Genomic DNA, 25,780 nt, shown 5'->3' on the forward strand with positions numbered 1-25,780 from the left:
CAAAAGACACTGCCAGCCAGTCTAGTTGTGTTACCCATGTCCCCGAACAGGTGTTACCTATGTCCCCGGTCTATACAGGCTGGCGCCGGGGGCTGGGCATCACGGCGCTGCGCGGGAACAGCAGGTGGCCTGGCGGGGCGCGTGTCCCCGCGAAAGACCAGCTTCTGCCGGGTGCCGTGCTGCTTGTTGGCCATGATGGCGGGATGGGTGGATGGACGAGGCCGGGCCCCGTCAGGCGCTCAGTGCTTGTGTTCGCCGTGGCCGCCGCTCGCGCCGGCGGCAGCGGGCACCATGTCGCGCACTTCGGCCGTGACCTTCTGCTCGATCACCTTGCCGCCCTGCTCGATCTTCAGCGTGATGGGCACGGTGTCGCCCTTCTTGAGCTGCGACTTCAGGTCCATCAGCATCACGTGGTAGCCGCCCGGCTTCAGCTCGACGTCCTTCATCATTGGCAGGTCCAGCGACTTGACCTGGCGCATGCGCATCACGTTGCCTTCCATCTTCATCTCGTGCAGCTCGGCCGCGGCCACCGGCGACGACACGCCGACCAGCTTCGCGTTGTCGTGCGCGTGCAGCACCATGAAGGCGCCGGAGGCAGTCTGGGTCGGCACCGTGCCGCGCACCCAGGCGTTGCTGACATCGACCTGGGCCAGCGCGGCGCCGGACGCCAGCGCGGCGGCGAGGGCGACCGATGCGGCCAGGGTGGCCGAGCGGAATTTGGCTTGCATGAAAGGCTCTCCTGAAAGCAAACATTAGACCATGGCGATGCCCGCCCGTGCATGCCCCAGGCAACCCCGCCATGCGGCGCACAGCCGGCTAGTCTGGCAGCCCGACCGGCGCGGCGCCAATGCGGCAAGGTGTCGCACGCACCGGTGCCCCGCGGCCGCATTGATACACTCGCGCCATGACCACCGCCGCAGCCGTGACCCGCTTGCCCGACCTCCCCTTCCTGTCGCCACTGCCGGCGGGCACCTCCGCCCGCCATGGCCAGGTGACGCTGCGCCGGCTGTTCTGGCTGCGCTGGGCATTGCTGGCGGGACAGGCGCTGACCGTGCTGAGCTGCGAGCCCATCGCCGGCATCCGCCTGCCCTACGGGCCGCTGCTGGTGGTGTTCGGCCTGCAGGCGCTGTTCAACCTGCTGACCGGCCTGCGCCTGCGCCAGCACACGCGGCGCAACAGCGCCCCCGGCGAGGCCGAGCTGATGGGCCAGCTGCTGGTGGACCTGACCGCGCTGTCGGCCATCCTGTTCTATACCGGCGGCGCGACCAACCCCTTTGTCTCGTTCTACCTGCCGGGGCTGGCCATTGCCGCCGCCATCCTGCCGTGGCGCCAGGTGATCGCGCTGGCGCTGTACGCGCTCGCCTGCTACACGCTGCTGCTGTTCGAATATGTGCCGCTGGACCTGCACAACCCGGACAACGCGGTGAACTACCACCTGGCCGGCATGTGGCTGAACTTCGTCGCCAGCGCGGTGATGATCGCGCTGTTCGTGGCGCGCCTGTCCGGCGTGCTGCGCCAGCGCGAGGCGCAGCTGAACCTGGCACGCGAGCAGCTGCTGCGCGAGGCGCGCGTGGAAGACCTGAACGGCCAGGCCGCCGCGGTCGCGCATGAGATCGGCACGCCGCTGGCCACGCTGGCGGTCATCGCCGGCGAGCTGCGTGCCGATGCCTCCGACGCGGGCCGCGGCACCTCCGCAATCAACAGCTACCTGCCCGACCTGCAGACCATGGAGCAGCAGCTGGCGCTGTGCCGCACCACGCTCGCGCGCCTGCGCGAAGACCCGGCCACGCTGGCGCCGCAGCGCATCGACGGCTGGCTGCCGGCCTTTGCCGAGCGCTGGCAGCTGCGCCACCCCAACGCCAGCCTGCAGGCCAGCGCCACGCCGGGCGCCGGCGCGCAGGCGGTGGAAACCGCGCGCGTGGGCCAGATCCTGACCATCCTGCTGGATAACGCCGCGCGCAGCCAGCAAGCCGCCGGCCGCGGCCAGGAGCCGCTGCAGCTGCAGATCGCCATGGCGCCCGGCAATACCGCGCCGTGGCTGTCGTTCCGCATCGCCGACCACGGCGACGGCATTCCCGAGATGCTGCGCGGCCAGCTGGGCGAAACCCCGGTGGCCAGCCAGCACGGCGGCCAGGGCATCGGCCTGTACCTGGCGCAAAGCGCCGCCCGGCAGATGGGCGGCGAGCTGGCCTGGCATGACCGCGCCGGCGGCGGCACCGTTGCCGAGCTGCGCCTGCCCGCGCTGTCCACCCTTTCCGCATCCGCCGCCGCCACGGCACCACGAACCCCATGACCGACACCCTCACCCCGGTACCCGAAGCCACCGCACCGGCTGGCACGCCCTTCCTGGTCATCGACGACGACGAAGTCTTTGCCGGCACCCTGGCCCGCGCGCTCACGCGACGCGGCTATGCCGTGCAGGTGGCGCACGACGGCCGCACCGCACTGGCGCTGGCATCACGCATCGAGTTTGCCTATGTCACGCTGGACCTGCACCTGGAGCCGCCGCCGGACGCCGGCAGCACCGTGCCCGCCGAATCGGGGCTGCAGCTGGTGTCGCCGCTGCGCCAGGCGTTGCCGGACGCACGCATCCTGATCCTGACCGGCTACGCCAGCATCGCCACCGCGGTGGCGGCGGTCAAGCAAGGCGCGGACGAATACCTGGCCAAGCCGGCCAATGTCGATTCGATCCTGACCGCGCTGATGGCGGGCGTGTCCGAAGATGCGGCGCAGGCCGCGCTGGAAGAGCCGGTGCCGCTGTCGGTGGCGCGGCTGGAATGGGAGCATATCCAGCGCGTGCTGGCCGAGCATGACGGCAATATCTCCGCCACGGCACGGGCGCTGAACATGCACCGGCGCACCTTGCAGCGCAAGCTGGGCAAGCGGCCGGTGTCGCGGTAATTGCCGCGGCGATAAGCGAAAAGGCCGCGCCTGTGCGCGGCCTTTCACATGCCCAATGGCAAGCGCCATCCAGGTTACAGGCGCAGCTGGACATAGTCCCAGTCCAGGCCCTCGGCGCTGTCCTGTGGCGTGCTGCCTTGTGCGATGCGCATGGCGTCGCCGGCATGGCGGTCTGCCAGCGTGAACAGCGCGCCCGAGTCCAGCGCCAGCGCCGCCGCCGCGGCAGCGGCCGCACCGACCGTGCCCGATTGCGCGGCTTCGGCAGCCGGAATGGCCGGACGCACACACAGGAACGCGGTTGCCGCCGCCAGTGCGGCCAGCAGTCCGCCCGTGGCGAGCACTACGCGCCGGGTCTTGTAGTTGACCATCTGATTTCTCCTGCCAGTGAGTTGATGGGGATGCGGTGGCTCCCGCACCGGTCAATCGACCGTCAAGGTGCGCAAGGGTCGCATCGGCCGGCAGGGGCGCGCCAGCGGGCTTACCAATGCTTACGATGGTTACCGGGGTGTGGCAGGTGGAAACGCATGGACATGAAATACGTCCCGTGCGGGTGATGGGCATGTGAGGCCTTCGCGCACGGTGGTTTTTGGCTTGGTGCCATTACGGTTGGGTGTCGCGCTTGGCACCCATCCAAAAATCACGAGCTCCCGAATACCCACAAAAAAGGCGCACCACGGTGCGCCTTGCATCGTATCCCGGCCCCTTTACAGGACGTAACGCGACAGATCCTCGTTCCCGGCCAGATCCCCAAGCCGCTCGTCAACATATGCCGCATCGATCGTCACAGTCTCGCCCGACGACCTGGTGGCGTGGAAAGACAGGTCCTCCAGCAGCCGCTCCATCACCGTGTACAGGCGCCGCGCGCCGATGTTCTCGACCTTCTCGTTGACCGAGAAGGCGATCTCGGCCAGCCGGCGGATACCGTCCGGCGCGAACACCAGGTTGACCTCTTCGGTGTTCAGCAGCGCCTGGTACTGCTTGGTCAGGCTGGCATCGGTCTGCGTCAGGATCGCCTCGAAGTCCTGCACGGACAGCGACTCCAGCTCGACCCGGATCGGGAAGCGGCCCTGCAGCTCGGGAATCAGGTCGCTCGGCTTGGACAGGTGGAACGCGCCCGAAGCAATGAACAGGATGTGGTCCGTCTTGATCATGCCGTACTTGGTGTTCACCGTGGTGCCTTCCACCAGCGGCAGCAGGTCGCGCTGCACGCCCTGGCGCGACACCTCGCCGCCGCCGACATCGCTGCGGCTGGCGATCTTGTCGATCTCGTCCAGGAACACGATGCCGTTCTGCTCGACATTGGCAATGGCCTTGTGCTTGAGCTCCTCGTCATTGACGAGCTTGGCGGCCTCTTCGTCGATCAGCAGCTTGAAGGCTTCCTTGACCTTCATCTTGCGGCGCGCCTTCTTGCCCTGGCCCAGCCCGGCAAACATGGTGCGGATCTGCTCGGTCATGTCTTCCATGCCCGGCGGGCCCATGATGTCCATGCTCGGCATGCCGGCGGAGAGTTCCAGCTCGATTTCCTTGTCGTCGAGCGAGCCTTCGCGCAGCTTCTTGCGGAACACCTGGCGCGTGTTGGAATCCTTCTCTTCCGGCTGCGCGAAGCCGATATCGCGCGCCGGCGGCAGCAGCACGTCGAGCAGGCGGTCCTCGGCCGCGTCCTCGGCCTTGGTGCGCACCTTCTTCATCTCGGACTCGCGCGTCTGCTTGATCGCCATCTCGGCCAGGTCGCGGACGATGGTGTCGACATCGCGGCCGACATAGCCCACCTCGGTGAACTTGGTGGCCTCGATCTTGATGAAGGGCGCGTCGGCCAGCTTGGCCAGGCGGCGCGCGATCTCGGTCTTGCCGACCCCGGTCGGGCCGATCATCAGGATGTTCTTAGGAGTGATTTCCTGGCGCAGGGGCTCGGCCACCTGCTGGCGGCGCCAGCGGTTGCGCAGCGCCACCGCCACGGCCTTCTTGGCCTTGTTCTGGCCGATGATGTGCTTGTCGAGTTCGGAAACGATTTCCGACGGGGTCATGGTGTGCGACATGGTATCCGTTCAGTGGGGGCGCGCCGGCCTGCGCGGTGGCCGGCCTGCGCTTATTCCAGCGTCTCGATGACGAAGTTGGTGTTGGTGTAGATGCAGAGCTCGCCGGCAATGGTCAGCGCCTTCTCGACCACGTCCTTGGGGGCCATTTCGGTGTTCTCGACCAGCGCCTTGGCGGCAGACTGCGCGTACGCGCCGCCCGAGCCGATCGCGGCGATGCCGCCCTCGGGGTCGAGCACGTCGCCGTTGCCGGTGATGACCAGCGTGGTGTCGCGGTCGGCGGTGATCAGCATGGCTTCCAGCCGGCGCAGGGCGCGGTCCGAACGCCAGTCCTTGGCCAGGTCGACCGCGGCACGGGTCAGGTTGCCCTGGTACTTTTCCAGCTTGGCCTCGAAGCGGTCCAGCAGCGAGAAGGCGTCGGCGGTGCTGCCGGCAAACCCGACCAGGACCTTGCCGTTGTAGATGCGGCGCACCTTGCGCGCGGTGCCCTTCATCACGATATTGCCGAGCGTGACCTGACCATCACCGCCGAGTGCGACCTGATTGCCGCGGCGGACGCTGACGATGGTAGTGCCGTGATACTGTTCCATGGTGGCTTCCGTGAATATGTCAGGACCGTAGTTGGCGACGCCCCCGGCCGGTTTCAAGGCCTGTGGCGTGCTTCGGGAAGCGCCGCCCGGTCTGACCCAATATAGGATGCCTGCCGGCAGGCTGCCGGACGCCCCGCCAGAAAACAAGAAGGGCCATGCGTTGCCGCATGGCCCTTGTCCGGCACGCGCGGGCCAGGGCCCGCGCGCCTTATGTATCACACCGCCTGATCAGTCGGCGTATACGCCGGCCTTCCTGATCACCGGCGTCCACTTGTTGATTTCGGCGCTCAGGTAGTTGCGCAGAGAATCCGGCGTGGCGCGCTGCGCCGACACCGCTTCGGCGCCCAGCTCGGCCATCTTGGCGCGGAAAGCCGGGTCGGCCACGGCCTTCTGCAGCGCCGCCGACAGCTTGTCGATCACCGGCTTGGGCGTGCCCTTGGGCGCGTACATGGCGTGCCAGACCTTCACTTCCACGCCCGGCATGCCCTGCTCGGCCGCGGTCGGGACATCCTTGAACGCTTCCACGCGGCGTGCCTGCATGGCCGCGTACGGCTTGACCGAGTGGGCCTTGAGATGGCCGGCAAGATTGGTGGTCTGGTCGCACAGCAGGTTGACCTGGCCGCCCAGGATATCGGTCAGTGCCGGCGCAGCGCCCTTGTACGGCACGGTGGTCAGCTCGGTCTGGATCGCGCTCTGGAACAGCAGGCCGCACAGGTGCGAGGCCGAGCCGATGCCGGCATTGGCCAGCGACAGCTTGCCGGCGTTGGCCTTGATGTACGGCAGCAGGTCCTTGAAGGTGTTCGGCGGCAGCTGCTTGTTGCCGACCAGGATCATCGGCACGTCGGCGATTTCGCCAATCATCTCGAAGTCCTTGAGCGGATCGAAGCCCAGGTTGCGGTACAGCGCCGGGGCCGTGGCCATGCCGATATGGTGGATCAGCAGGGTGTGGCCGTCGTTCTTGGCCTGGGCCACCTTCTTGGCGCCGATGGTGCCGCCGGCGCCGCCCAGGTTTTCGATCACGATGGTCGTGCCCAGGTGCTTGGACATGATCGCGGTCAGTTCGCGCGAGACCTTGTCGGTCGGGCCGCCCGCAGAGAACGGCACCACGGCCGACACCGGCTTGCCGCCCGGGAATTCCTGCGCGTACGCGCCCGTCGCCACACCCAGCGCACTGACTGCCAGCGCGCCCGCGACCATCTTTACCACTCGTTTCATGCTCTCTTCTCCTGGTTCCCTTCAATACCCGTCTTGCAATGCGTTGCCGCCGGCCCGGCCCCTGCTTGTGCGGGGCGCATCTGGCGCGGTCGCTGTGGCCGCGCTCTTGGACCATGCCGGCTGGCTCGGCTGCCCTGCCGTAAACGGCAAGGGCGGGCCTTGATGTTAGCAACTACAGACAATATGCAGGTATAGGGGCTAACCCGCCTGCAATCAGCCGCATATGGCGGGAAATGGGAAAGATATGGCAGAGATCGGATGCAAAGGCATGTGTTTGTGACACCCGGTGCGGCCTAACGGAAGAAACCGAGCATTTCCTCAAGCAGCGGTTCGGCGGCCTCTTCCGGGATGTAGTGCCCGCACGGCAGCGCCTGGCCGCTGATGTCGGTGGCCACCTCCTGCCACAGCGCCAGCGGCTCGAAGCAGCGCGCCACCACGCCGTGCTCGCCCCACAGCACGCGCAGCGGCAGCGCCAGCCGGCGCCCGGCCTCGCGGTCGGCACGGTCGTGCTCCAGGTCGATGGTGGCGGCGGCGCGGTAGTCCTCGCACATGGCATGCACGCGCGCCGGGTCGCGCATCGCCGCGGTGTAGGCAGCCATGGCATCGGGGGCGAAGGGCGTCAGGCCCGCGTGGCGCAGGCCCATCAGCTTCTCGATGTAGAAATCGGGCTCGGCGTTGATCAGCGTCTCGGGGAACGGCGCCGGCTGGATCAGGAAGAACCAGTGCCAGTAGGCGGCGGCAAAGGCCATGCTGGTGCGCTCGTACATCGCCAGCGTGGGCGCGATGTCCAGCAGCATGGCGCGGCTGACCGCGTCCGGGTGGTCCATGCACAGCCGGTGCGCGACGCGGGCACCGCGGTCGTGGCCGCACAGCGCAAAGCGCTCGAAACCGAATGCCGTCATCAGCGACACCTGGTCCTGCGCCATGGTGCGCTTGCTGTAGTGCTCGTGGCCGGCATTGCCGGGCGGGGCCGAGCTGCTGCCGTAGCCGCGCAGGTCGGTGGCGATCACCGTGAAGTGATCGGCCAGCGCCGGCGCCACCCGGTGCCAGATCAGGTGGCTCTGCGGGTGCCCGTGCAACAGCAGCAGCGGCGGTCCCGAACCGCCGCGCACGCCGGCGATCTCGACCTCGCCGACACGCTGCCGGAAGGGTTCGAAGTTCGGGAACAGCAGCGCGCTGGCGTCATTCAGCATGGGTCGTCTCCGCTTCTAAGGGTCGTCCTGTGCCGATCATAGGCGCAAACCGCCTCATCGGCGTGGCTGCGCCGGCTTCGCCATTCGGCCCGCTGACGCAACTGAATTGCATCAACCGGGGGCCTATGGTTAAATCCGCCCATGACCCGTCCCAGTCCGGACCGGCCGGCCGCTGTACCGGAACCGGCGATCCCCACCCCTGAGTCCCTGGAAGCCGCCCACGAGCGCCTGCGCCAGCTGGGCGCGCGCGTGACCCAGCCGCGGCTGTGCATCCTGGCCTGCCTGATCGGCAGCGAAGAGGCGCTGACGCACCAGGCCGTGATCGACCGCCTGCCCGAACCGGGCGAGACCATAGACCGCGTCACCGTCTACCGCGTGCTGGACTGGCTGGTGGAACAGGGCGTGGCGCAGAAGCGTGCCGGCAACGACCGCGTGTTCCGCTTCAGCCTGGTCGAACACGAGGCCGCGCGCGCGCAGGAGCACCGCCAGCACAGCCATTTCCACTGCACCCGCTGCGACCGCACCTTCTGCCTGGACGATGCCAGCGCACCGGTGCAGCCGGCCGCGCCGCGCGTGCCCAGCGGCTTTGCCATCGAACATGTCGAACTGACCGTGAACGGCGTCTGCGCCGAGTGCGGCAAGCGTGCGCCCGCCTCGCCAGGCGGCGCTTCGCACTGAACGGCAATCTCTCATACCCGGAGAACAACAATGTCCAAACTGACCCCGGTCACGATCCTGACCGGCTTTCTCGGCAGCGGCAAGACCACCCTGCTCAAGCGCATCCTGAACGAGCAGCACGGCATGAAGATCGCCGTGATCGAGAACGAGTTCGGCGAAGAGAACATCGACAACGAGATCCTGGTGCAGGACGGCCGCGAGCAGATCGTGCAGATGAGCAACGGCTGCATCTGCTGCACCATCCGCGGCGACCTAGTGCAGGCGCTGTCGACGCTGCTGACGCGCCGCGACGCCGGCGAGATCGACTTCGACCGCGTGGTGATCGAGACCACGGGCGTGGCCAACCCGGGCCCGGTGGCGCAGACCTTCTTCATGGACGAGGAAATCGCCTCGCGCTACCTGCTCGACGCGGTGATCACGCTGGTCGACGCCAAGCATGCCCACCTGCAGCTGGACAAGCAGGAAGAGGCGCAGCGCCAGGTTGGCTTTGCCGACGCCATCTTCATCACCAAGTCCGACCTGGTGACCGAAGCCGACGTGGCCGAGCTGCGCCACCGCCTGCTGCACATGAACCCGCGCGCGCCGATCCGCCTGGTCAACTTCGGCGAGGCGCCGATCGACACCATCTTCGACCTGCGCGGCTTCAACCTGAACGCCAAGCTGGAGATCGACCCGGAATTCCTGCGCGCCGACGACCATGACCACGATCATGACCATGAGCATGGCGAGCATTGCGGCGACGACTGCGGCCATGACCACGGGCACGACCATGCGCACGGCCATGGCCACGCGCACGACCACCACCATCACCACCACCATACCGACCGCATTGCGTCGTTCGTCTTCCGCAGCGACAAGCCCTTCCACTACGGCAAGCTGGAGGAATTCCTGTCCGGCATCCTGGCCGTATACGGGGAAAAACTGCTGCGCTACAAGGGCGTACTATATATGGACGGTGTGGACCGCAAGGTGGTGTTCCAGGGGGTCCACCAGCTGATGGGCAGCGACATCGGCGCCAAGTGGGAGGAAGAGACCCCGGGCACGCGCATGGTGTTCATCGGCGTGGACCTGCCCCGCGACGCCATCCTCAAGGGCCTGGAGAACTGCCTGGCCTGAGTGCACCAGTCGCCCCATCGGCGACGCCCCCTCGAACCCCGCTCCGCGGCCGCCCCCCGTTCGGGGTACCGGGGAAATACCGAAGCGCCAGCCGGTTTTCCCCGTATCTCGGAAAAATTTGTTCAAGTACAATAGGCCGGATTTGATACCGGTGGCGCACCTTTTTCCCGCTGCCGGCATTTGGTCCATCGGATCTGGTGGACTTGCAGGGCGGCGGTTGTCGTCAGCATGAGGCAGGCCGCCGGCAGGTGCGGTCGCAGTGCTTCGTGCGGAGACCGCCTTTTTCCGCCTGGGGTGCCCCGACGCGCGCCGTCACTGACTGACGCGAGAGAGAGGTGTCCCCATGACAGCCGCAACGAAGACCAAAGAAAGCCGCAGCAAGACTGGTACTGCAGCGGCAGAGACGCTCAAGGCGCAGCCTGTGAAGGCCGCGCCCGCTCCCCGCGGCAGTACGGCGAACGCCGAAGCGGGCGCAACGAAGGGAGGCCCGCGAAGCAGCAAGACTGCAGCCAGCCAGAGTGAAACAGCCGTGGCGCGCAAGCGCGCGGACAGCGCACCCGAGCGGACCCAGACGCCGCCGGCCGCATCAACAAGAGAATCAGCAGCAACCATGAGCAGCAACAAACTTCTGACTGAAGCTGAAATCCTGAAGATGAGCGACAAGGATTACATGAACGAAGCGCAGCTCGCCTTCTTCAAGCACCGTCTTGAGCAGCTGCGCGACGAAATCCTGAAGAACGCTGACCAGACCACGGAACACCTGCGCGAAACGGTCATCGTGCCGGATCCGGCCGACCGTGCCACCATCGAGGAAGAGCATGCGCTGGAACTGCGCACGCGCGACCGCGAGCGCAAGCTGCTGAAGAAGGTGGAGCAGTCGCTGCAACGCATCGAGTCCGGCGACTATGGCTGGTGCGAGGAAACCGGCGAGCCGATCGGCGTGCCGCGCCTGCTGGCCCGTCCCACCGCCACGCTGTCGCTGGAAGCGCAGCAACGCCGCGAACTGCGCCAGAAGCTGTTCGGCGACTGATACGCCACGCGCCGGCACGGCCGGTGCGGCAGGCGTAACGTGACGGCCCGGTTACCCGGGCCGTTTGCTTTGGCGGGCCGCGTCCGCCTTGTCGTGCCGTCGCCACGGCCTACCATTGAGAATCATCCGGCTGTTGCCGCCCCGGCCTTTCTGGTAAATTCGCAACCTTGTTGCAACAACGCGCCCCTCGCCTGGGCTGCGTAGTCCCTCGTCACTTCCACCTCTCCTGCCATGGCTGATCGCCTGCCCGTCACCGTGCTGTCCGGCTTCCCCGGCGCCGGCAAGACCACGCTGCTGAACCACCTGCTTGCGCACAGCGCGGGCCGGCGCCTGGCCGTGCTGGTCTGCGGGCCGCAGCATGGGCAGGCGCCGGCGCCGCTGCCGCCCGGTTGCGAGGCCACGGTGCTGCCCGCGGGCGACGCCCTGCTCGGCGAAGCCGCCCGGCTTGCCGCCGAGCGCCGCTTTGACGCGCTGCTGATCGAAGCCGACGGCCTGGACGAGCCGCTCGCGATTGCCGAAGGCTTCCTGTTCGAGGCCGAGCATGGCGCCGGGCCCGACGCGGCGGTGCAACCCGACACGCTGGTGACGGTGATCGATGCCGCCACCTTCCTGCGCGACCTCAACGAGGCCGAGTTCCTGGCCGACCGCGGGCTGGCGCAGGCCACGGACGATGACCGGACCGTGGCTGAAGTGCTGGTGGCGCAGGTCGAATGCTGCGACGTGATCGTGCTGAACAAGGCCGACCTCGCCAGCGCGGCTGAACTGGCGCGGCTGTGCGCCGTGCTGCAGGCGCTGAACCCGCATGCCGATATCGTCGAAGCCAGCTTCGGCAAGGTCGCGCCCGAGCGCGTGCAAGGCACCGGCCGCTTCGACTTTGAAGCCGCCGCGGACGCACCGGGCTGGCTCGCCGCGCTGCGCGGCGAGTTGCCGGCTGCCGACGCCAGCGGCGTCTCCACGCTGGTCTACCGCCGCCGCCGCCCGTTCCACCCGCAGCGCTTCGCCGACCTGATCCATACCGAATGGCTGCGCGAGCACGGCAGCGTGCTGCGCTCCAGGGGCCTGTTCTGGCTGGCCAGCCGCATGGATACGGCGGGCGACTGGAACCAGTCCGGCGGCGTCTGCCGCCATGGCGGCGCCGGCGCCTGGTGGGCCGCGCTGGATCCGGCGGAATGGCCGGCCGACAGCGCCGAACGCGCCGAAGTCGAAGCCGACATGCAGGTCGATGGTGCCCCGGCAGCCTTCGGCGACCGCCGCCAGGAACTGGTGCTGACCGGCCTGGACCTGGACCATGCGGCGCTGCAGGCCCGGCTCGACGCCTGCCTGCTGACCGATGCCGAGATGGCCGCGGGCGCGGAAGCCTGGGCGGGCTATGCGGATCCCTTCCCCGCCTGGGTCGACGACTTCGACGACGACCACGATCATGACCATGGCGATGGCCATGGCGATGATTGCGGCTGCGGCGATCCCGACCACCACCACGGCAACCACGCCGGCCATCCGCATGCGCACTGACTGGTTCGCCCGCCTGCGCGCGCATGGCCCGGGCCTCTGGTCCGCGCTGTGGCTGGCGCTATGCCTGCTGCTGGCGCAGCACGCCGGGCTGACCCACCGCATCGTGCATGGCGGCCTGCTTGCGCCGTCGGCCTCCGTGACAACGGCCGACGCCGCCTCGGCCAACGACCCCGAGCCGCACCCGCTGGCGCAGAAATTCAGCGGCCACTCGTGCGTGCTGTTCGATGGCGCCACGGTTGCCGACACCCTGTGCGGCAAGCTGCCGCTGCCGCAGCTTGCCTTTGGCAAGCCGGTCAAGCCGGCCAACCTGGCCTGGCGCTGGCCCGACCTGCCCGCCACCCACCCCTTCCAATCGCGCGCGCCGCCGGCGCCGGCCATCGCCCTCGCCTGATCCGGGAAGCGGCCCTCGCCGCGCACCCGGCCTGACCAATTCCGAGCTGAACGCCTGCCCATTGCGGCTGCGCGGCCACGCCCATCGCGGGTGGCCGGCGCGGTGCCGGGCAGCTGCCGTGCCAGCCGGGCCGATTGCCATTGCCTCGCTCCGCGCGCCATGTCGAAGAATCGTTACACCGTACCAACCAGCGCACCGCGCCTGACCCCGCTGGCGGCCCTTGCCGCTTCCCTCACCGCCACCATGGCCACCGCCTTCGTCGCGCCCGCCGCGCTGGCACAGGCCACGGCACCTGCCGCCGACAGCGCACCCGCCACGGCCACCGCCACCGCCACCGCCACCGCCACCGCGCCAGCCGGCACCACGCTGCGCGAAGTCGTGGTCACCGCCAACCCGCTCGGAAGCGACCTCAACGACATGGTGGCGCCAGTATCGACGCTCGGCGGCGACGCCCTGGCCGTGCGCCAGGGCAGCACGCTGGGCGACACGCTCGACAAACTGCCCGGGGTCTCGTCCAGCTACTTCGGCCCCAATGCCAGCCGGCCGGTGATCCGCGGCCTGGACGGCGACCGCATCAAGGTGCTGCAGAACGGCGGCACCACCGTCGACGCCTCCACGCTGTCCTACGACCACGCCGTGCCGGTGGACCCGCTCGTGGCCGAGCGCATCGAGGTCGTGCGCGGCCCGGCGGCGCTGATGTACGGCGGCAACGCCATCGGCGGCGTGGTCAACGTGATCGACAACCGGATTCCGAAGGAGCCGATCGAAGGCATCGGCGGCGCGGTCGATGCCAGCGCCACCGCGGGCGGCGACCAGGCGCGCAACGCCAGCGCGCTGATCGAGGCCGGCAACGGCAAGTTCGCCGTCCACGCCGACGCCTTCGCGCGCAAGACCAGCGACCTGCGCATCCCCGGCTACGCCCGCAGCGACCGTCTGCGCACCGCCGATCCACTGCCCGAAGGCGAGACCGAAGCCTATGGCCGCCTGCCCAACACCAGCGCGCAGCAGGAAGGCGGCGCGATGGGCGGCTCCTACACCTGGGCCGATGGCTTCGTCGGCGCCAACTACAGCGCCTACCGCAATGAGTACGGCACGCCCGCCGAGGACGACGTGCGGCTGAAGATGCGGCAGGACCGCTTTGCGCTGGAAGGCGAGGCACGCAACCTGGCCGGCAACACCGCCGGCTGGCTCGAATCGGTCAAGGGCAAGTTCGGCTACACCGACTACGAACACAAGGAGATCGAGGGCGGCGAGACCGGCACGATCTTCAAGAACCGCGGCTGGGATGCGCGCCTGGAGGCCAGGCACGCAAAGATCGGCAACATGACGGGCGTGATCGGCACGCAGTTCGGCCATACCGACTTCTCGGCACTGGGCGAAGAGGCATTCGTGCCGAGCACCAATACGGATAACGCGGCGCTGTTCGTGTTCGAGGAACTGCCGCTGACCGCTTCCGGCGACCTCAAGCTGAACCTGGGCGGGCGCCTGGACCACAGCAGCATCAAGGCCAGCGCCAACGGCAACGACCGCTTTACCGATGCCAGCCGCAGCTTCAACGCCACCAGCGCGTCGGCCGGCCTGCTCTACAAGGTCAACCCGCTGTGGTCGCTGACCAGCAACCTGTCATACACCGAGCGCGCGCCGACCTTCTACGAGCTGTATGCCAACGGCCCCCACGTGGCCACCGGCGCGTGGGAGCTGGGCGATCCCAATGCCAACAAGGAACGGGCCACCTCTATCGACCTGGGCGTGCGCTTCAAGTCCGGCGCGCACAGCGCCGCCGTGTCGGGCTACTACAGCCGCTTCGCCAACTACCTGGCGCTGAACGCCACCGGCCGCACGCGTGACGAGGCGGGCGACGTGGTCGCCGCCGGCAGCCCGGACGCGCTGCCGGAGTTCCAGTACCTGGGTGTGCCGGCCACGCTGTACGGCTTCGAGGTGGAAGGCAAGACGCGCTTGCTGCAGAAAATGCTGACCACCAGCGACACGCTGGACTTCGAGGCCCGCGCCGACTACGTGCGCGGCGAGAACCGCGATACCGGCGAACCGCTGCCGCGGCTGGCACCGCTGCGCCTGGGCGGTGCACTGGTGTATGGCGCGGGCCCGTGGGGCGCGCGCGTCGACGTGACCTACGCCGCCAAGCAGACCCGCGTGCCGACCAACGACACGCCGACCGATGCCTATACGCTGCTGAGCCTGGCGCTGACCTACAAGTTCAAGGTGTCGGGCACGCAGACGCTGGTGTACCTGCGCGGCGACAACCTGACCAACCAGGATGCGCGCAACTCGGCGTCGATCCTGCGGGACATCGCGCCGCTGGCCGGGCGCAGTGTGAAGGTGGGGTTCAGGACGTCATTCTGAGGATGCAGGCAGGCGTGGTGAATCAATCCCGATTCACCACCCACGCCCCCTCCACCGCCAGCGCCTTCACTCCCGCCAGCGCGCGCACCGTCTGCGCGCAGATCTCGGCCATCTCCAGCCCCGGCATGAAGCGCTGGCGGATGCGCACCATCAGCGGCGCGGCTTCCATCCATGCCACCAGCGCGTCCTGGGCCATGCACTGCTGCTCCAGCAACTTGAACTTCACCAGCACCTTGACCGCATGGCTGGCATTGCGCGCCGGGTCGGCGCTCAGGTAGGCCAGGCGCCCCTGAGCGCGTTCGACCGCCGCCGCCACATCGGTAAACATCCGGCCGTGGCCCGGGATCACCAGCCGCGCGTCCAGTTGCGCGATCCGTTCCAGCACCGCCGCCTGCTCGGCGAAGCCGCTCTCGCCATCCAGCTCGGGGAAGATCACGCCGAAGCCGTTCTCCCACAGCGCATCGCCGGAAACCAGGATGCGCTCGGCCGGCGCGAACAGCATCACCGCATGCGGGTCATGGCCGGGGGCGGCCACGACTTGCCAGTCGATGCCGCCCAGGCGCAGCGTGTCGCCGTCGTTCAGCACGCTGTCGAAGGTGAAACGGTCGCACTGCTGGCCGGTGGCCTTGTAGCTGAGCGCTTCCGTATCCCACGCGGCAACGGCTGCGGCCTCGGCCGCGGGGATCGCGGTGCGCGGCTGCCAGCGTGCCTGCAGCGCGGCATTGCCGCCGCAGTGGTCGGAGTGGAGATGGGTATTGATCACGCGTGCGAGCGGCCGGCCCTGCAAGGCGGCCGCCACCAGCGCCACCGTCTGCGGCGCGTGGGTGACGTAGCCGGTATCGACCAGCACCGTATCGTCGCCCTCAACGAACAGGATATTGTTTGCCGACAGCCAGCCGCGCTCGAACACGCGCATGGTGGCCGGCAACTGCGGGACCGGGCGTTCGCTCAAGGGGATGTCTCCTCGCCTGCCAGCCATGCGGCGCGCTGCGGCAGCTGCGCCCAGATGCGGCGCTTGTCTTCATCGCCGGCGGACGACCAGCCGGCAATTTCTTCGATGGTGCGCAGGCAGCCCGCGCAGTAGCCGGTGGCCGGATCCATGCGGCAGACGTTGCGGCATGGCGACGACACCGGCGAGGCCCGCTGCGCGGCGTCGGCCTGAGCGGCCAGCTCGGCAGGTGTGAGGGCCATGGCGTTGCGCTCGCTCGCCACTCAGCCCGCCGCGCGCGCGGCCTTGGCCGCCACTTTTTCGTTGAAGCGGCCGGCGTCGATCAGGTGGCGCTCATGCACGCCCTCGGAGATCTTGTCCTCGCCGTCCCAGGCGCTCAGCTGGAAGCGCAGGCGGCGCCCGTCCACCTCGACCAGTTCGCCCTTGACCGTGACCGTCATGCCCGGCGGCGTCGGCGCCAGGTGCGAGAAGCTGACCAGCGTGCCGAGCGACTGCTCGCGCGGCCAGTCCAGGTGCTCGCGCAGCATCTGCAGGCAGGCGCATTCCATGATGCCGACCATATAGCCGGTGGCCAGCACGTCGGGCATCTCGGGGCAGCCCGGGATATCGTCGTACAGGCGCGGCACGGTGGCCTTGGGCGGCACCGTGTATTGCCAGCTGAAGGTCAGGCCGGGGCGCAGGTCGGGACTCATGCCACCGAGCCTGCCGCGACGTCGGCCACTTCGGCGCCCGTCATCTGCTGCAACTGGTGCGGCGTCAGGTTGAAGACCGCATGGGGATGCCCCGCCGCGGCCCACAAGCTGTCATAGCGGAACAGGTCCTGGTCCAGCAGCATCACCGGCGCCACCGCATGGCCGATCGGGCAGACGCCGCCGATGGCGTAGCCGGTCTTCTCGCGCACGAAGCGCGCGTCGGCCTTGCCCAGCGCGCCTACGCGCGCGGCCACCTTGGCCTCGTCGACGCGGTTGCTGCCGCTGGCGATCACCAGCACCGGCGCGTCGTCGGCCACGCGCCGGAAGATGATGGACTTGGCGATCTCGGCCACGCTGCAGCCCAGCCCCGCCGCGGCCTCGGCCGAGGTCTTGCCGGTGGCCGGCAGCATCACCACGGGCCGGTCATGGCCAAGCCCGGCCAGCAGGTCGGCCACGCGCTGCGCGGACTCGGGCAGCGCTTCGTCATTCACCGTCATGCGTACTTCTCCTTGTTCTGTGGCCCGCGCCTGATCCGCACTTACGCGCAGGCAGGCGCCGCATCGCTGGCGGCGGCCCACTTGGTCAGCAAGGCACGGCCCACGCGCGAGCTGTTGGCGCGGCCGATTGCCTGCGAGATATAGTCGCCGGTGCGCACCACCGCTTCCAGGTCGATGCCGGTGTGGATGCCCATGCCGTGCAGCATGTACAGCACATCCTCGGTCGCCACGTTGCCGGTCGCGCCCTTGGCGTACGGGCATCCGCCCAGCCCCGCCACCGACGCATGGAAGATCGAGATGCCCACTTCCAGGCTGGCCAGGATATTGGACAGCGCCTGCCCGTAGGTATCGTGGAAATGGCCCGACAGGCGGTCCAGCGCAAACTCCGCCGCCGCGGCGCGCATCACTTCCTGCACGCGCACGGGGGTGCCCACGCCGATGGTGTCGGCAATGTCGATCTCGTCGCAGCCCAGTTCGCGCATGCGCCGCACCACGTCGACCACCGCGTGCACCGGTACTTCGCCCTGGTACGGGCAGCCCAGCGCGCACGAGATGCTGCCGCGCAGGCGCACGCCCTTCTCCTTGGCTGCCGCTGCCACCGGCGCAAAGCGCGCGATCGACTCGGCGATCGAGCAGTTGATGTTCTTCTGCGAGAACGCCTCGCTGGCGGCGCCGAAGATCACGACCTCGTCGGCACCGGCCTCGATCGCGCCTTCAAACCCCTTCATGTTCGGCGTCAGCGCCGAAAACAGTGTGCCGGGCCGGCGCTGGATGCGCGCCATCACGTCGGCACCGTCGGCCATCTGCGGCACCCACTTGGGCGACACGAACGACGCGGCCTCGATATTGACGAAGCCGGCATCGGTCAGCTGGTTGATCAGCGCGACCTTGACCTCGGTCGGCACCATCGCCTTCTCGTTCTGCAGGCCGTCGCGCGGACCGACTTCAACGATCTTCACGTAGTTCGGCATGGTCATGGCTGTCTCCTGTCTTTGATTCGTATTGGTCGGGCGCTCAGTAGCCCCGCTGCACGTCGACCACGCCCGCGATCGGCTGGCCCGCGCGCAGCGCGCGGATCTTGCCGGCGATCTGCGCGATGCTGTCTTCGCGCAACGTGAGCGCCGAGATATGCGGCGTGACGGTGATGCGCGGCTCCTGCCAGAACGGGTGTTCGGCAGGCAGCGGCTCGGTGCGGAACACGTCGAGCGTGGCACCCGCAACCTGCCCCGACTGCACCGCGGCAAGCAGGTCTTCCTCGACCAGGTGCTGCCCGCGCGCGACGTTGATCACATACGCGCCCTGCGCCAGCCGCGCGAACAGCCCCGCGTTGAGGATGTTCTCGGTCTGCGGTGTCAGCGGCAGCACATTGACCAGCACGCGCAGGCCATCGAGGAACGGCGCCTGCCCGGCATCGCCGTAGAAGCCACTCACGCCTTCGATGGCGCGCGCGGTGCGGCTCCAGCCTCGCACCGGGAAGCCGAAGCCCGCCAGCGTGCGGGCGATATGCGTGCCGAGCGTGCCCACCCCCATCACGCCGACGGTGAAGTCCGCGCGGCGATGCGGCTTCAGGAATTTCCAGTTGCCGGCGCGCTGCTGGGCCTCGTAGGCGTCCATCTTGCGGAAATAGCGCAGCACAGCGTGGGTGACGTACTCGGCCATCTGCGCGGCCATGCCGGCATCGTCGAGCCGCACGATCGGCACGCCCGCGGGCAAGGCGTCAGGGGCTTCATCGCGCAGGCGCAGGATGCCGTCGACGCCGGCGCCCAGGTTGAACACCGCCTTCAGGTCGGTACGGCCACGCAGCATCTCCACCGGCGGGCGCCAGACCACGGCGTAGTCGGCCGGTTCGCCACGGCTGTCCTCCCACGTCACGCATTGCGCTTCGGGCAGTGCCTCGGCGAAGCCTGCGATCCAGGGGTCGTAGCGGCCATCGGGGACGTACAACTGCAACTTCATTTTGTCTCCAGGGGAATTCTGGTGGGGTTAAAGGCGTATTTTGGCAGAGGAACGGGCTTGGGGTTGGTTGGGGCAACGGTAACCGCGCCCCTGCCCCCTGTCGCGCTTCAAGCCCCCGACTTCCCCTCGAACGCCAGCAGCTGCGCCCCCTCCACCACCTGCTCCCCGACCCCGTAAAGCACCTCACTCACCACCCCGTCCACCGGTGCGCTGATGGTGTGCTCCATCTTCATGGCCTCCATCACCAGCAACGGCGTGCCGCGCGTGACGGTGCTGCCAGCCTCGACCATCACCGCAATGACCTTCCCGGGCATCGGCGCGGTGAGCTTGCCGCCTTCGCTTTCGGTCTCGCCGGCATGGGCCAGCGGATCGAGCCAGGCCAGGCTCACATGCCGCCCGGCATAGAAGACGTGGAAGGTCTCGCCATCGGCATGCACCTGCCCGTGCGCGCGCCGGGTGCCGAGGTTGATGCGGATATCGTCGGCCTGGCAGGTGCAGGCAAAGGGCGCCGCCTGGTCCGCATAGATCAGCGTGCTGCCGCGCTCGTTGGTGCTCAGCATCACCTCCAGCACCTGCTCGCCATAGCCGAAGCGCAGCGTGCGCGACACGCCGCCGTTCAGCCGCCACGCGCCGCCATGGGTCCACGGCGAATGCTGGTCGGCGGCGTCGATGCGGCGCTCGCGGGCCTCGCGGTCGAACAGCGCCGCCACCGCCAGCGCGATGACTTCCAGGCCGACCGGCGCCGGCGGCGGGAACAGGACCTTCTCGTTGCGCTCGATCAGGCCGGTGTCGAGGTCCGCCGTGCGGAACGCCTGGGACGACACCAGCCGCTGTAGGAAGGCCACGTTGGTCGACAACCCCACCACGTGGTAGGCCGCCAGCGCCTGGCGCATGCGCGAGAGTGCCTCGTCGCGGTCCTTGCCCCAGACGATCAGCTTGGCGATCATCGGGTCGTAGAACGGGCTGATGGTGTCGCCCTCGCGCACGCCGGCGTCGATGCGGATGCCGGCCGGGCCGTGCACATCCTCACCGCGCATGAACTGCACCGCCGGCGGCGTGCGCAGGAAGCGCAGCGTGCCGGTGGACGGCAGGAACTGCTTGTCGGGGTTCTCGGCGTAGATGCGTGCTTCCAGGGCGTGGCCGTCGATGCGCAGCTGGTCCTGCGTGAGCGGCAGCGCTTCACCGGCGGCGACGCGCAGCTGCCATTCGACCAGGTCCTGCCCGGTGATCATCTCGGTGACGGGGTGCTCCACCTGCAGGCGCGTGTTCATCTCCATGAAGTAGAACGAACCGTCCTGGTTGGCGATGAACTCCACCGTGCCGGCGCCGACATAGCCGACCGCCTTGGCCGCGGCCACCGCCGCTTCGCCCATGGCGCGGCGGCGCGCCTCGGTCATGCCTGGCGCGGGGGCTTCTTCCAGCACCTTCTGGTGGCGGCGCTGCACCGAGCAGTCGCGCTCGAACAGGTAGACGCAGTTGCCGTGGGTATCGGCAAACACCTGGATCTCGATATGGCGCGGGCGCGTCAGGTACTTCTCCACCAGCACCTTGTCATCGCCGAAGCTGGCCGACGCCTCGCGCTTGACCGAGGTCAGCGCGGCCTCGAAGGCGTCGCCCGACTCGACCACGCGCATGCCCTTGCCGCCGCCGCCGGCGCTGGCCTTGAGCAGCACCGGGTAGCCGATGCGGTCGGCCTCGCGGCGCAGCAGCGCCGGACCCTGGTCCTCGCCGTGGTAGCCGGGCACCAGCGGCACCGCGGCCTTCTCCATCAATTGCTTGGCCGCGCTCTTGCTGCCCATCGCGCGGATGGCGGACGCCGGCGGGCCGATGAAGACCAGCCCCGCCGCGGCGCAGGCCTCGGCAAAGGCTTCGTTCTCGGACAGGAAGCCGTAGCCCGGGTGGATGGCCTGGGCGCCGGCTTCCTTCGCCATCTCGATGATGTGGTCGGCGCGCAGGTAGCTGTCGCGCGCGGCCGCGCCGCCGATATGCACGGCCTCGTCGCAGAAGGCGACGTGGCGCGCGTCGGCGTCGGCATCCGAGTACACCGCGACGGTGCGGATGCCGAGCCGGCGGCAGGTGGCGGCCACGCGGCAGGCGATTTCACCGCGGTTGGCGATCAGGATCTTGTTGAACATGGCTCCTCCTAGTTTTTCGACAGGACGGCGAGCCAGCTGACTACCGGTGGGCTTCCTTACCTCGTCATCCCGCGTAGCCCTCTGCGCGGATGTCGAGGCGGGCCAGCAGGGCGCGATCGCGGTCGGCCTGCGGGTTGCCGGTGGTCAGCAGCTTTTCGCCGTAAAAAATGGAATTGGCGCCGGCCATGAAGCACAGCGCCTGCAACGCTTCGTCCATGGCCTCGCGGCCGGCGGACAGGCGCACCATGGCGCGCGGCATGGTGATGCGTGCCACGGCAATGGTGCGGACGAACTCGAACGGGTCCAGCGCCTCGGTGCCCGCCAGCGGCGTGCCCTCGACCTGGACCAGGTTGTTGATGGGCACCGACTCCGGATACGGGTCCATATTCGCCAGCTGCGCGATCAGGCCGGCGCGCGCTTCGCGCCCCTCGCCCATGCCGACGATGCCGCCGCAGCAGACATTGATGCCGGCGTCGCGCACATGGCCGATGGTGTCGAGCCGGTCCTGGTAGGTGCGCGTGGTGATGATCTTGCCGTAGAACTCAGGCGAGGTATCCAGGTTGTGGTTGTAGTAGTCCAGCCCCGCCTCCTTGAGCTGCTGCGCCTGCTCGGCCTTGAGCATGCCGAGCGTGACGCAGGTCTCCAGGCCCATCGCCTTGACTTCGCGCACCATGTCCATCACCGGCTCCAGGTGGCGGTCCTTGGGGCTGCGCCAGGCGGCGCCCATGCAGAAGCGGGTGGCGCCATTGGCCTTGGCCGCGCGCGCGGCGTCCAGCACCTCGTCCAGCGCCATCAGCTTCTCGGCCTTCACGCCGGCATCGTGGTGCGCGCTCTGCGGGCAGTAGCCGCAATCCTCTTCGCAGCCGCCGGTCTTGATCGACAGCAGCGTGGACAGCTGCACGGTATTGGCGTCGAAGTGCTCGCGGTGCACTTGCTGGGCGCGGAACAGCAGGTCGTTGAACGGCAGCGCGAACAGCGCGGCAACGTCATCGACGCGCCACGCGGCGTCATCGGGCAGTGCGTGCGAGCGCGCGCTCTGGCGCAGGGAATCGACGGAAACGGTAGTAACGGTGGTAGCGGTGTGAGCTTGAGTCATGATCGATGCGAATTCTGGTTCAGGCAGCAAGGCCGGCGGCCTCGGCTTGGTATTGGGTAGCGGCGGCGAACAGCGGCGCAAGGTCGAGCCGGCCAGCTGCCGCGGCGGGCGCCAGTTGCCAGGGCAATTCACCCAGGCAAGGCGCGTCCAGCGACGCGTGCAGCGTGGCGATGTTCTCGTCGGCCAGCAGCATGTCCGGGTCGACCCGGTTGGCGATCCAGCCCGCCAGCGGCAGGCCGCGCGCGCGGATGGCTTCGGCGGTCAGCATGGCGTGGTTCAGGCAGCCGAGCCGGATGCCGACCACCATCACTACCGGGACCGCCAGCATCACCGCCAGGTCGGCGGTGTTCCAGCGCACCGCGCCTGCGTCGAGCGGCACGTTGAAGCCGCCCACGCCCTCAACCACCACCGCATCGGCCTGCCGGCGCAGCGCGTCGAAGGCGGCACGGACCGGCGCGCGCGTGATGCGCACGCCCTCGTGCGCGGCGGCCAGGTGCGGCGAGCACGGGGTGCGCAGCAGGAACGGGCAGGTCTGGCCCAGCGGCACCGCCACCGAGCTGGCGGCGCGCAGCTGCGCCACGTCGTCGTTGTGCCAATGGCCGTCGCGCCACTCACTGCCGCTGGCCACGGGCTTCATGCCCGCGGTGCGGTAGCCGGCGGCATGGAGCGCATGCAGCAGCGTGGCGCTGGCGTGGGTCTTGCCGATGCCGGTATCGGTGCCCGTGATAAAGCAGGCGAAAGGCGCACGCGTGCTCATGCGACCTCCCGCTGCGCCACGGCGGCGCTCAGGGCATCCAGCAGGCGCCGCACATCGTCTTCGGTGTGCGCGGCCGACAGCGTGATGCGCAGCCGCGCGGTGCCTTCCGGCACGGTCGGCGGCCGGATCGCGCCGACGCGGATGCCATCCGCCTCGAGCGTGGCCGACAGCGCCAGCGCGGCGCCATTGTCGCCGACGATCAGCGGCTGGATCGCGGTCTCGCTGTCGCCCAGCGTCCAGCCCGCGATGGCAGCCAGCTGGGCCAGCCCCTCGCGCAGCATGGCGATGCAGCGCGTCAGTTGCGCGCGGCGTTGCGTGCCCTCTTCTCCTTCGATGATCGCCAGGCTGGCCAGCAGCGCATGCGCGACTGCCGGCGGCGCGGCCGTGGTGTAGATATACGGCCGCGCGGTGTTGACCAGGTGTTCGATGATGGTCTCGTGCGCGGCAACGAAGGCGCCCGCCACGCCGGCGGCCTTGCCGAGCGTGCCGATATAGATCAGCCGCTCGGACGACAGCCCGAGCGCTTCCAGCACGCCGTGGCCCTGCTCGCCCAGCACGCCGAAGCCGTGGGCGTCATCGACGATGATCCAGGCGTCATGGCGCTCGGCCAGTTCCAGCAGCTTGCGCAGCGGCGCGACATTGCCGTCCATGCTGAACACGCTGTCGGTCACGATCAGCTTGCGCTCGCTGGTGCTGGCCGCCAGCAGCGCTTCCAGCGCGGCGGTGTCGCAATGCGGGTAGCGCTGCACGTCGGCGCGCGCGAGCCGCGCCCCATCGATCAGCGAGGCATGGTTGAGCGACTCGCAGAACAGCGTGGCGCCCGCCGTGCCCAGCGCGGTCAGCACCGCCATGTTGGCCATGTAGCCGGTGCAGAAATACAGCGTGCGCGCATGCGGGATATGCGGGGCGAGCCAGCGCGCCAGTTCCGCTTCCAGCTGCGTGTGCGCCAGCGAATGCCCGCTGACCAGGTGCGAGGCCCCGCTGCCCGCGCCATAGCGCTGCGCGCCTTCCACCAGCGCGGCGATCACATCCGGGTGGTTGGCCAGCCCCATGTAGTCGTTGCTGCAGAAGGTCAGCAGCGATTCCGGCTCGGACCCGTCTTCGCCCACGGCCTGATGCGGCGCGCAGGCAGTGTGGGCAACGCGGCGGCGGCGCGTCAGGGCCAGCGCGTGGCGCTGTTCGGCGGCCTGCCTCAGTTGTTCAAGCAGCATGGCGCACCTCCCCGCTCGTGGTCACATCGGTGGTTACATCGTCGAGCGTGGCCAGCATCTGCTCGCCCAGCCAGCGTGCCTGCGCGGCATCGAAGACGTAGGGCGGCATCACGTACACCGTATTGCCGATCGGACGCACCAGCAGCTCGCGCTCGCGCGCGGCGTGATGGAAGCGCGCGGCAAAGTCGGCGCCGGCGACGTCATCGCGCACATCGGCGGCCCAGATCAGCCCGCGCTGGCGCACGTGCCGCAGGCGCGCGTCGGCGGCCAGCGCGGCCATGCCGTCGGCAAGCCAGTGCGCGCGCTCGCGGTTGCGCGCGAGCACGTCGTCCTGCGCGAACAGGTCCAGCGTGGCCAGCGCGGCGCGGCAGGCCAGCGGGTTGCCGGTGTAGGAGTGCGAATGCAGGAAGCTGCGGGCCAGCTCGTCGGCGACGAAGGCGCGCTGGATCTCCGGGCGCGAAAGCACCAGCGACAGGGGCAGGTAGCCGCCGCTGATGCCCTTGGACAGGCACAGGAAGTCAGGCCACAGGTGCGCGGGCAGCGGCGCCTCCCCGGCGCGCGACTGTTCCCACGCGAAAAAGGTGCCGGTGCGCCCGCAGCCCACCGCGATCTCGTCGGCGATCAGGTGGATCCGGTAGCGGTCGCACAGTGCGCGCGCGCCATCCAGATACGACGGGTCGTACATTGCCATGCCGGCGGCGCCCTGCACCAGCGGCTCGACGATCAGCGCGGCGATCTGGCCGGCGCGCTCGCGCAGCAGGGTTTCCAGCTCCGCCAGGGCGCGGGCGGCCACGTCCGCAGCGCTCTCGCCGGGTGCGGCCTGGCGTGGGTCGGGCGACATCACCACGTGTGCGCGGCGGATCAGCGGATCATAGGCATCGCGGAACACTTCCACGTCGGTCACCGCGAGCGCGCCCACGGTCTCGCCGTGGTAGCCATGGCGCAGGCAGACGAACTCGCGCTTGGCCGGCAGGCCGGTATTGCGCCAGTAGTGGAAGCTCATCTTCAGCGCGATCTCGACCGCCGAAGCGCCGTCCGAAGCGTAGAAGACATTGCCGAGCGCGCCGCCGGTCAGCGCCGACAGGCGCTCGGCCAGCTCCACCGCCGGAGCGTGGGTGCAGCCGGCGAGCATCACGTGCTCAAGCGTTTCCAGCTGGCTGGCCAGCGCGGCGTTGATGCGCGGGTTGGCGTGGCCGAACAGGTTGACCCACCAGGAGCTGGTGGCGTCGAAATAGCGGCGGCCGTCGGCATCATGCAGCCACGGGCCAACGCCGCGCACGATCGCCAGCGGCACCGCGTCGTCGTCGGGGCGCAGCCGCGTGCATGGATGCCAGACGGCGTTGCGGCTGCGCTGGCCGAGTGCCTGCGCGTCGCTGCCTGGGGAAAGGGACAGGTGATCCAAGATAGCCCTCCTTTGTTGACCGTCCGCGCGCGCGCCGCTGCCGGCGAGGCCGGGCAGTGCGACGG

At 68.9% G+C, this 25,780-nt stretch carries 25 protein-coding genes; 8 read left to right on the forward strand and 17 right to left on the reverse strand.

Going from position 1 to position 25,780, the window contains the following annotated elements:
* Positions 1–239 precede the first annotated feature (239 nt).
* Positions 240–728: a copper chaperone PCu(A)C gene (locus tag AC3WVS_RS24790; RefSeq protein WP_492320730.1), complete on the reverse strand. Its 489-nt coding sequence runs from the start codon at positions 726–728 to the stop codon at positions 240–242.
* Between the two features lie 176 nt (positions 729–904).
* Between AC3WVS_RS24790 and AC3WVS_RS24795 the strand changes: the two genes are divergently transcribed.
* Both AC3WVS_RS24795 and AC3WVS_RS24800 read left to right on the forward strand, forming a co-directional pair.
* Positions 905–2,293, forward strand: a complete 1,389-nt coding sequence (locus AC3WVS_RS24795) for an ATP-binding protein (protein ID WP_492320731.1) — start codon at positions 905–907, stop codon at positions 2,291–2,293.
* A complete protein-coding gene (locus tag AC3WVS_RS24800) occupies positions 2,290–2,901 on the forward strand; it encodes a response regulator transcription factor (protein ID WP_011614398.1) in 612 nt (203 codons plus the stop codon). The genes AC3WVS_RS24795 and AC3WVS_RS24800 overlap by 4 nt, the downstream gene beginning before the upstream one ends.
* Positions 2,902–2,975: 74 nt before the next feature.
* On the opposite strand, the gene AC3WVS_RS24805 is transcribed toward AC3WVS_RS24800, so the two are convergent.
* From AC3WVS_RS24805 to AC3WVS_RS24825, 5 genes are all read right to left on the reverse strand, one after another.
* A complete protein-coding gene (locus tag AC3WVS_RS24805; RefSeq protein ID WP_436220631.1) occupies positions 2,976–3,269 on the reverse strand; it encodes a hypothetical protein in 294 nt (97 codons plus the stop codon).
* A gap of 336 nt (positions 3,270–3,605) precedes the next feature.
* Entirely contained in the window at positions 3,606–4,937 is a 1,332-nt protein-coding gene (gene hslU, locus AC3WVS_RS24810; RefSeq protein ID WP_492320732.1) for an ATP-dependent protease ATPase subunit HslU, read from the reverse strand.
* Positions 4,938–4,987: 50 nt separating this feature from the next.
* Positions 4,988–5,524, reverse strand: a complete 537-nt coding sequence (gene hslV, locus AC3WVS_RS24815) for an ATP-dependent protease subunit HslV (protein ID WP_010813287.1) — start codon at positions 5,522–5,524, stop codon at positions 4,988–4,990.
* A 228-nt stretch (positions 5,525–5,752) separates the two neighbouring features.
* On the reverse strand, positions 5,753–6,739 hold the full coding sequence (locus AC3WVS_RS24820; RefSeq protein WP_492320733.1) for a tripartite tricarboxylate transporter substrate-binding protein: 987 nt from the start codon (positions 6,737–6,739) through the stop codon (positions 5,753–5,755).
* Between the two features lie 293 nt (positions 6,740–7,032).
* Positions 7,033–7,932, reverse strand: coding sequence for an alpha/beta fold hydrolase (locus AC3WVS_RS24825; RefSeq protein WP_010813285.1), 900 nt, complete (start codon positions 7,930–7,932; stop codon positions 7,033–7,035).
* A gap of 141 nt (positions 7,933–8,073) precedes the next feature.
* Between AC3WVS_RS24825 and AC3WVS_RS24830 the strand changes: the two genes are divergently transcribed.
* From AC3WVS_RS24830 to AC3WVS_RS24855, 6 genes are all read left to right on the forward strand, one after another.
* Entirely contained in the window at positions 8,074–8,610 is a 537-nt protein-coding gene (locus AC3WVS_RS24830) for a Fur family transcriptional regulator (RefSeq protein WP_492320734.1), read from the forward strand.
* A gap of 30 nt (positions 8,611–8,640) precedes the next feature.
* Positions 8,641–9,726 (forward strand): CobW family GTP-binding protein, encoded by a 1,086-nt coding sequence (locus AC3WVS_RS24835; protein ID WP_492294151.1) that lies wholly within the window; start codon positions 8,641–8,643, stop codon positions 9,724–9,726.
* A 610-nt stretch (positions 9,727–10,336) separates the two neighbouring features.
* Positions 10,337–10,756 (forward strand): RNA polymerase-binding protein DksA, encoded by a 420-nt coding sequence (gene dksA / locus AC3WVS_RS24840; RefSeq protein WP_010813282.1) that lies wholly within the window; start codon positions 10,337–10,339, stop codon positions 10,754–10,756.
* A 231-nt stretch (positions 10,757–10,987) separates the two neighbouring features.
* The gene (locus AC3WVS_RS24845; RefSeq protein ID WP_492320735.1) at positions 10,988–12,268 is read left to right on the forward strand and encodes a GTP-binding protein; all 1,281 of its coding nucleotides are present in this window, start codon (positions 10,988–10,990) and stop codon (positions 12,266–12,268) included.
* On the forward strand, positions 12,201–12,659 hold the full coding sequence (locus AC3WVS_RS24850; RefSeq protein ID WP_492320816.1) for a hypothetical protein: 459 nt from the start codon (positions 12,201–12,203) through the stop codon (positions 12,657–12,659). The genes AC3WVS_RS24845 and AC3WVS_RS24850 overlap by 68 nt, the downstream gene beginning before the upstream one ends.
* Before the next feature lie 159 nt (positions 12,660–12,818).
* The gene (locus tag AC3WVS_RS24855) at positions 12,819–15,020 is read left to right on the forward strand and encodes a TonB-dependent receptor (RefSeq protein WP_492320736.1); all 2,202 of its coding nucleotides are present in this window, start codon (positions 12,819–12,821) and stop codon (positions 15,018–15,020) included.
* Positions 15,021–15,042: 22 nt separating this feature from the next.
* On the opposite strand, the gene AC3WVS_RS24860 is transcribed toward AC3WVS_RS24855, so the two are convergent.
* The 11 genes from AC3WVS_RS24860 to bioA all read right to left on the reverse strand — a co-directional run bounded on the left by AC3WVS_RS24860 (position 15,043) and on the right by bioA (position 25,715).
* The gene (locus tag AC3WVS_RS24860) at positions 15,043–15,999 is read right to left on the reverse strand and encodes an MBL fold metallo-hydrolase (RefSeq protein WP_492320737.1); all 957 of its coding nucleotides are present in this window, start codon (positions 15,997–15,999) and stop codon (positions 15,043–15,045) included.
* Entirely contained in the window at positions 15,969–16,211 is a 243-nt protein-coding gene (locus AC3WVS_RS24865) for a DUF1289 domain-containing protein (protein WP_492320738.1), read from the reverse strand. The genes AC3WVS_RS24860 and AC3WVS_RS24865 overlap by 31 nt, the downstream gene beginning before the upstream one ends.
* A gap of 21 nt (positions 16,212–16,232) precedes the next feature.
* On the reverse strand, positions 16,233–16,661 hold the full coding sequence (locus tag AC3WVS_RS24870) for a thioesterase family protein (protein WP_492320739.1): 429 nt from the start codon (positions 16,659–16,661) through the stop codon (positions 16,233–16,235).
* The gene (locus tag AC3WVS_RS24875) at positions 16,658–17,158 is read right to left on the reverse strand and encodes a YbaK/EbsC family protein (protein ID WP_010813275.1); all 501 of its coding nucleotides are present in this window, start codon (positions 17,156–17,158) and stop codon (positions 16,658–16,660) included. Before AC3WVS_RS24875 ends, AC3WVS_RS24870 begins: the two co-directional genes overlap by 4 nt.
* Positions 17,159–17,199: 41 nt before the next feature.
* Positions 17,200–18,135, reverse strand: a complete 936-nt coding sequence (locus tag AC3WVS_RS24880) for a hydroxymethylglutaryl-CoA lyase (protein ID WP_010813274.1) — start codon at positions 18,133–18,135, stop codon at positions 17,200–17,202.
* A gap of 37 nt (positions 18,136–18,172) precedes the next feature.
* The gene (locus AC3WVS_RS24885) at positions 18,173–19,114 is read right to left on the reverse strand and encodes a 2-hydroxyacid dehydrogenase (protein WP_492320740.1); all 942 of its coding nucleotides are present in this window, start codon (positions 19,112–19,114) and stop codon (positions 18,173–18,175) included.
* Between the two features lie 107 nt (positions 19,115–19,221).
* Positions 19,222–21,249, reverse strand: a complete 2,028-nt coding sequence (locus AC3WVS_RS24890; RefSeq protein WP_492320741.1) for an acetyl/propionyl/methylcrotonyl-CoA carboxylase subunit alpha — start codon at positions 21,247–21,249, stop codon at positions 19,222–19,224.
* A gap of 64 nt (positions 21,250–21,313) precedes the next feature.
* Complete coding sequence (bioB, locus tag AC3WVS_RS24895; RefSeq protein ID WP_492320742.1) at positions 21,314–22,345, reverse strand: biotin synthase BioB; 1,032 nt, start codon at positions 22,343–22,345, stop codon at positions 21,314–21,316.
* A gap of 19 nt (positions 22,346–22,364) precedes the next feature.
* A complete protein-coding gene (gene bioD / locus AC3WVS_RS24900) occupies positions 22,365–23,102 on the reverse strand; it encodes a dethiobiotin synthase (RefSeq protein WP_492320743.1) in 738 nt (245 codons plus the stop codon).
* Positions 23,099–24,313 (reverse strand): 8-amino-7-oxononanoate synthase, encoded by a 1,215-nt coding sequence (bioF, locus tag AC3WVS_RS24905; protein WP_492320744.1) that lies wholly within the window; start codon positions 24,311–24,313, stop codon positions 23,099–23,101. Before bioF ends, bioD begins: the two co-directional genes overlap by 4 nt.
* The gene (gene bioA / locus AC3WVS_RS24910; RefSeq protein WP_492320745.1) at positions 24,303–25,715 is read right to left on the reverse strand and encodes an adenosylmethionine--8-amino-7-oxononanoate transaminase; all 1,413 of its coding nucleotides are present in this window, start codon (positions 25,713–25,715) and stop codon (positions 24,303–24,305) included. The genes bioF and bioA overlap by 11 nt, the downstream gene beginning before the upstream one ends.
* Between the last annotated feature and the right edge of the window lie 65 nt (positions 25,716–25,780).

This window comes from Cupriavidus sp. CPT47-8839-RL05A, from assembly GCF_058792255.1.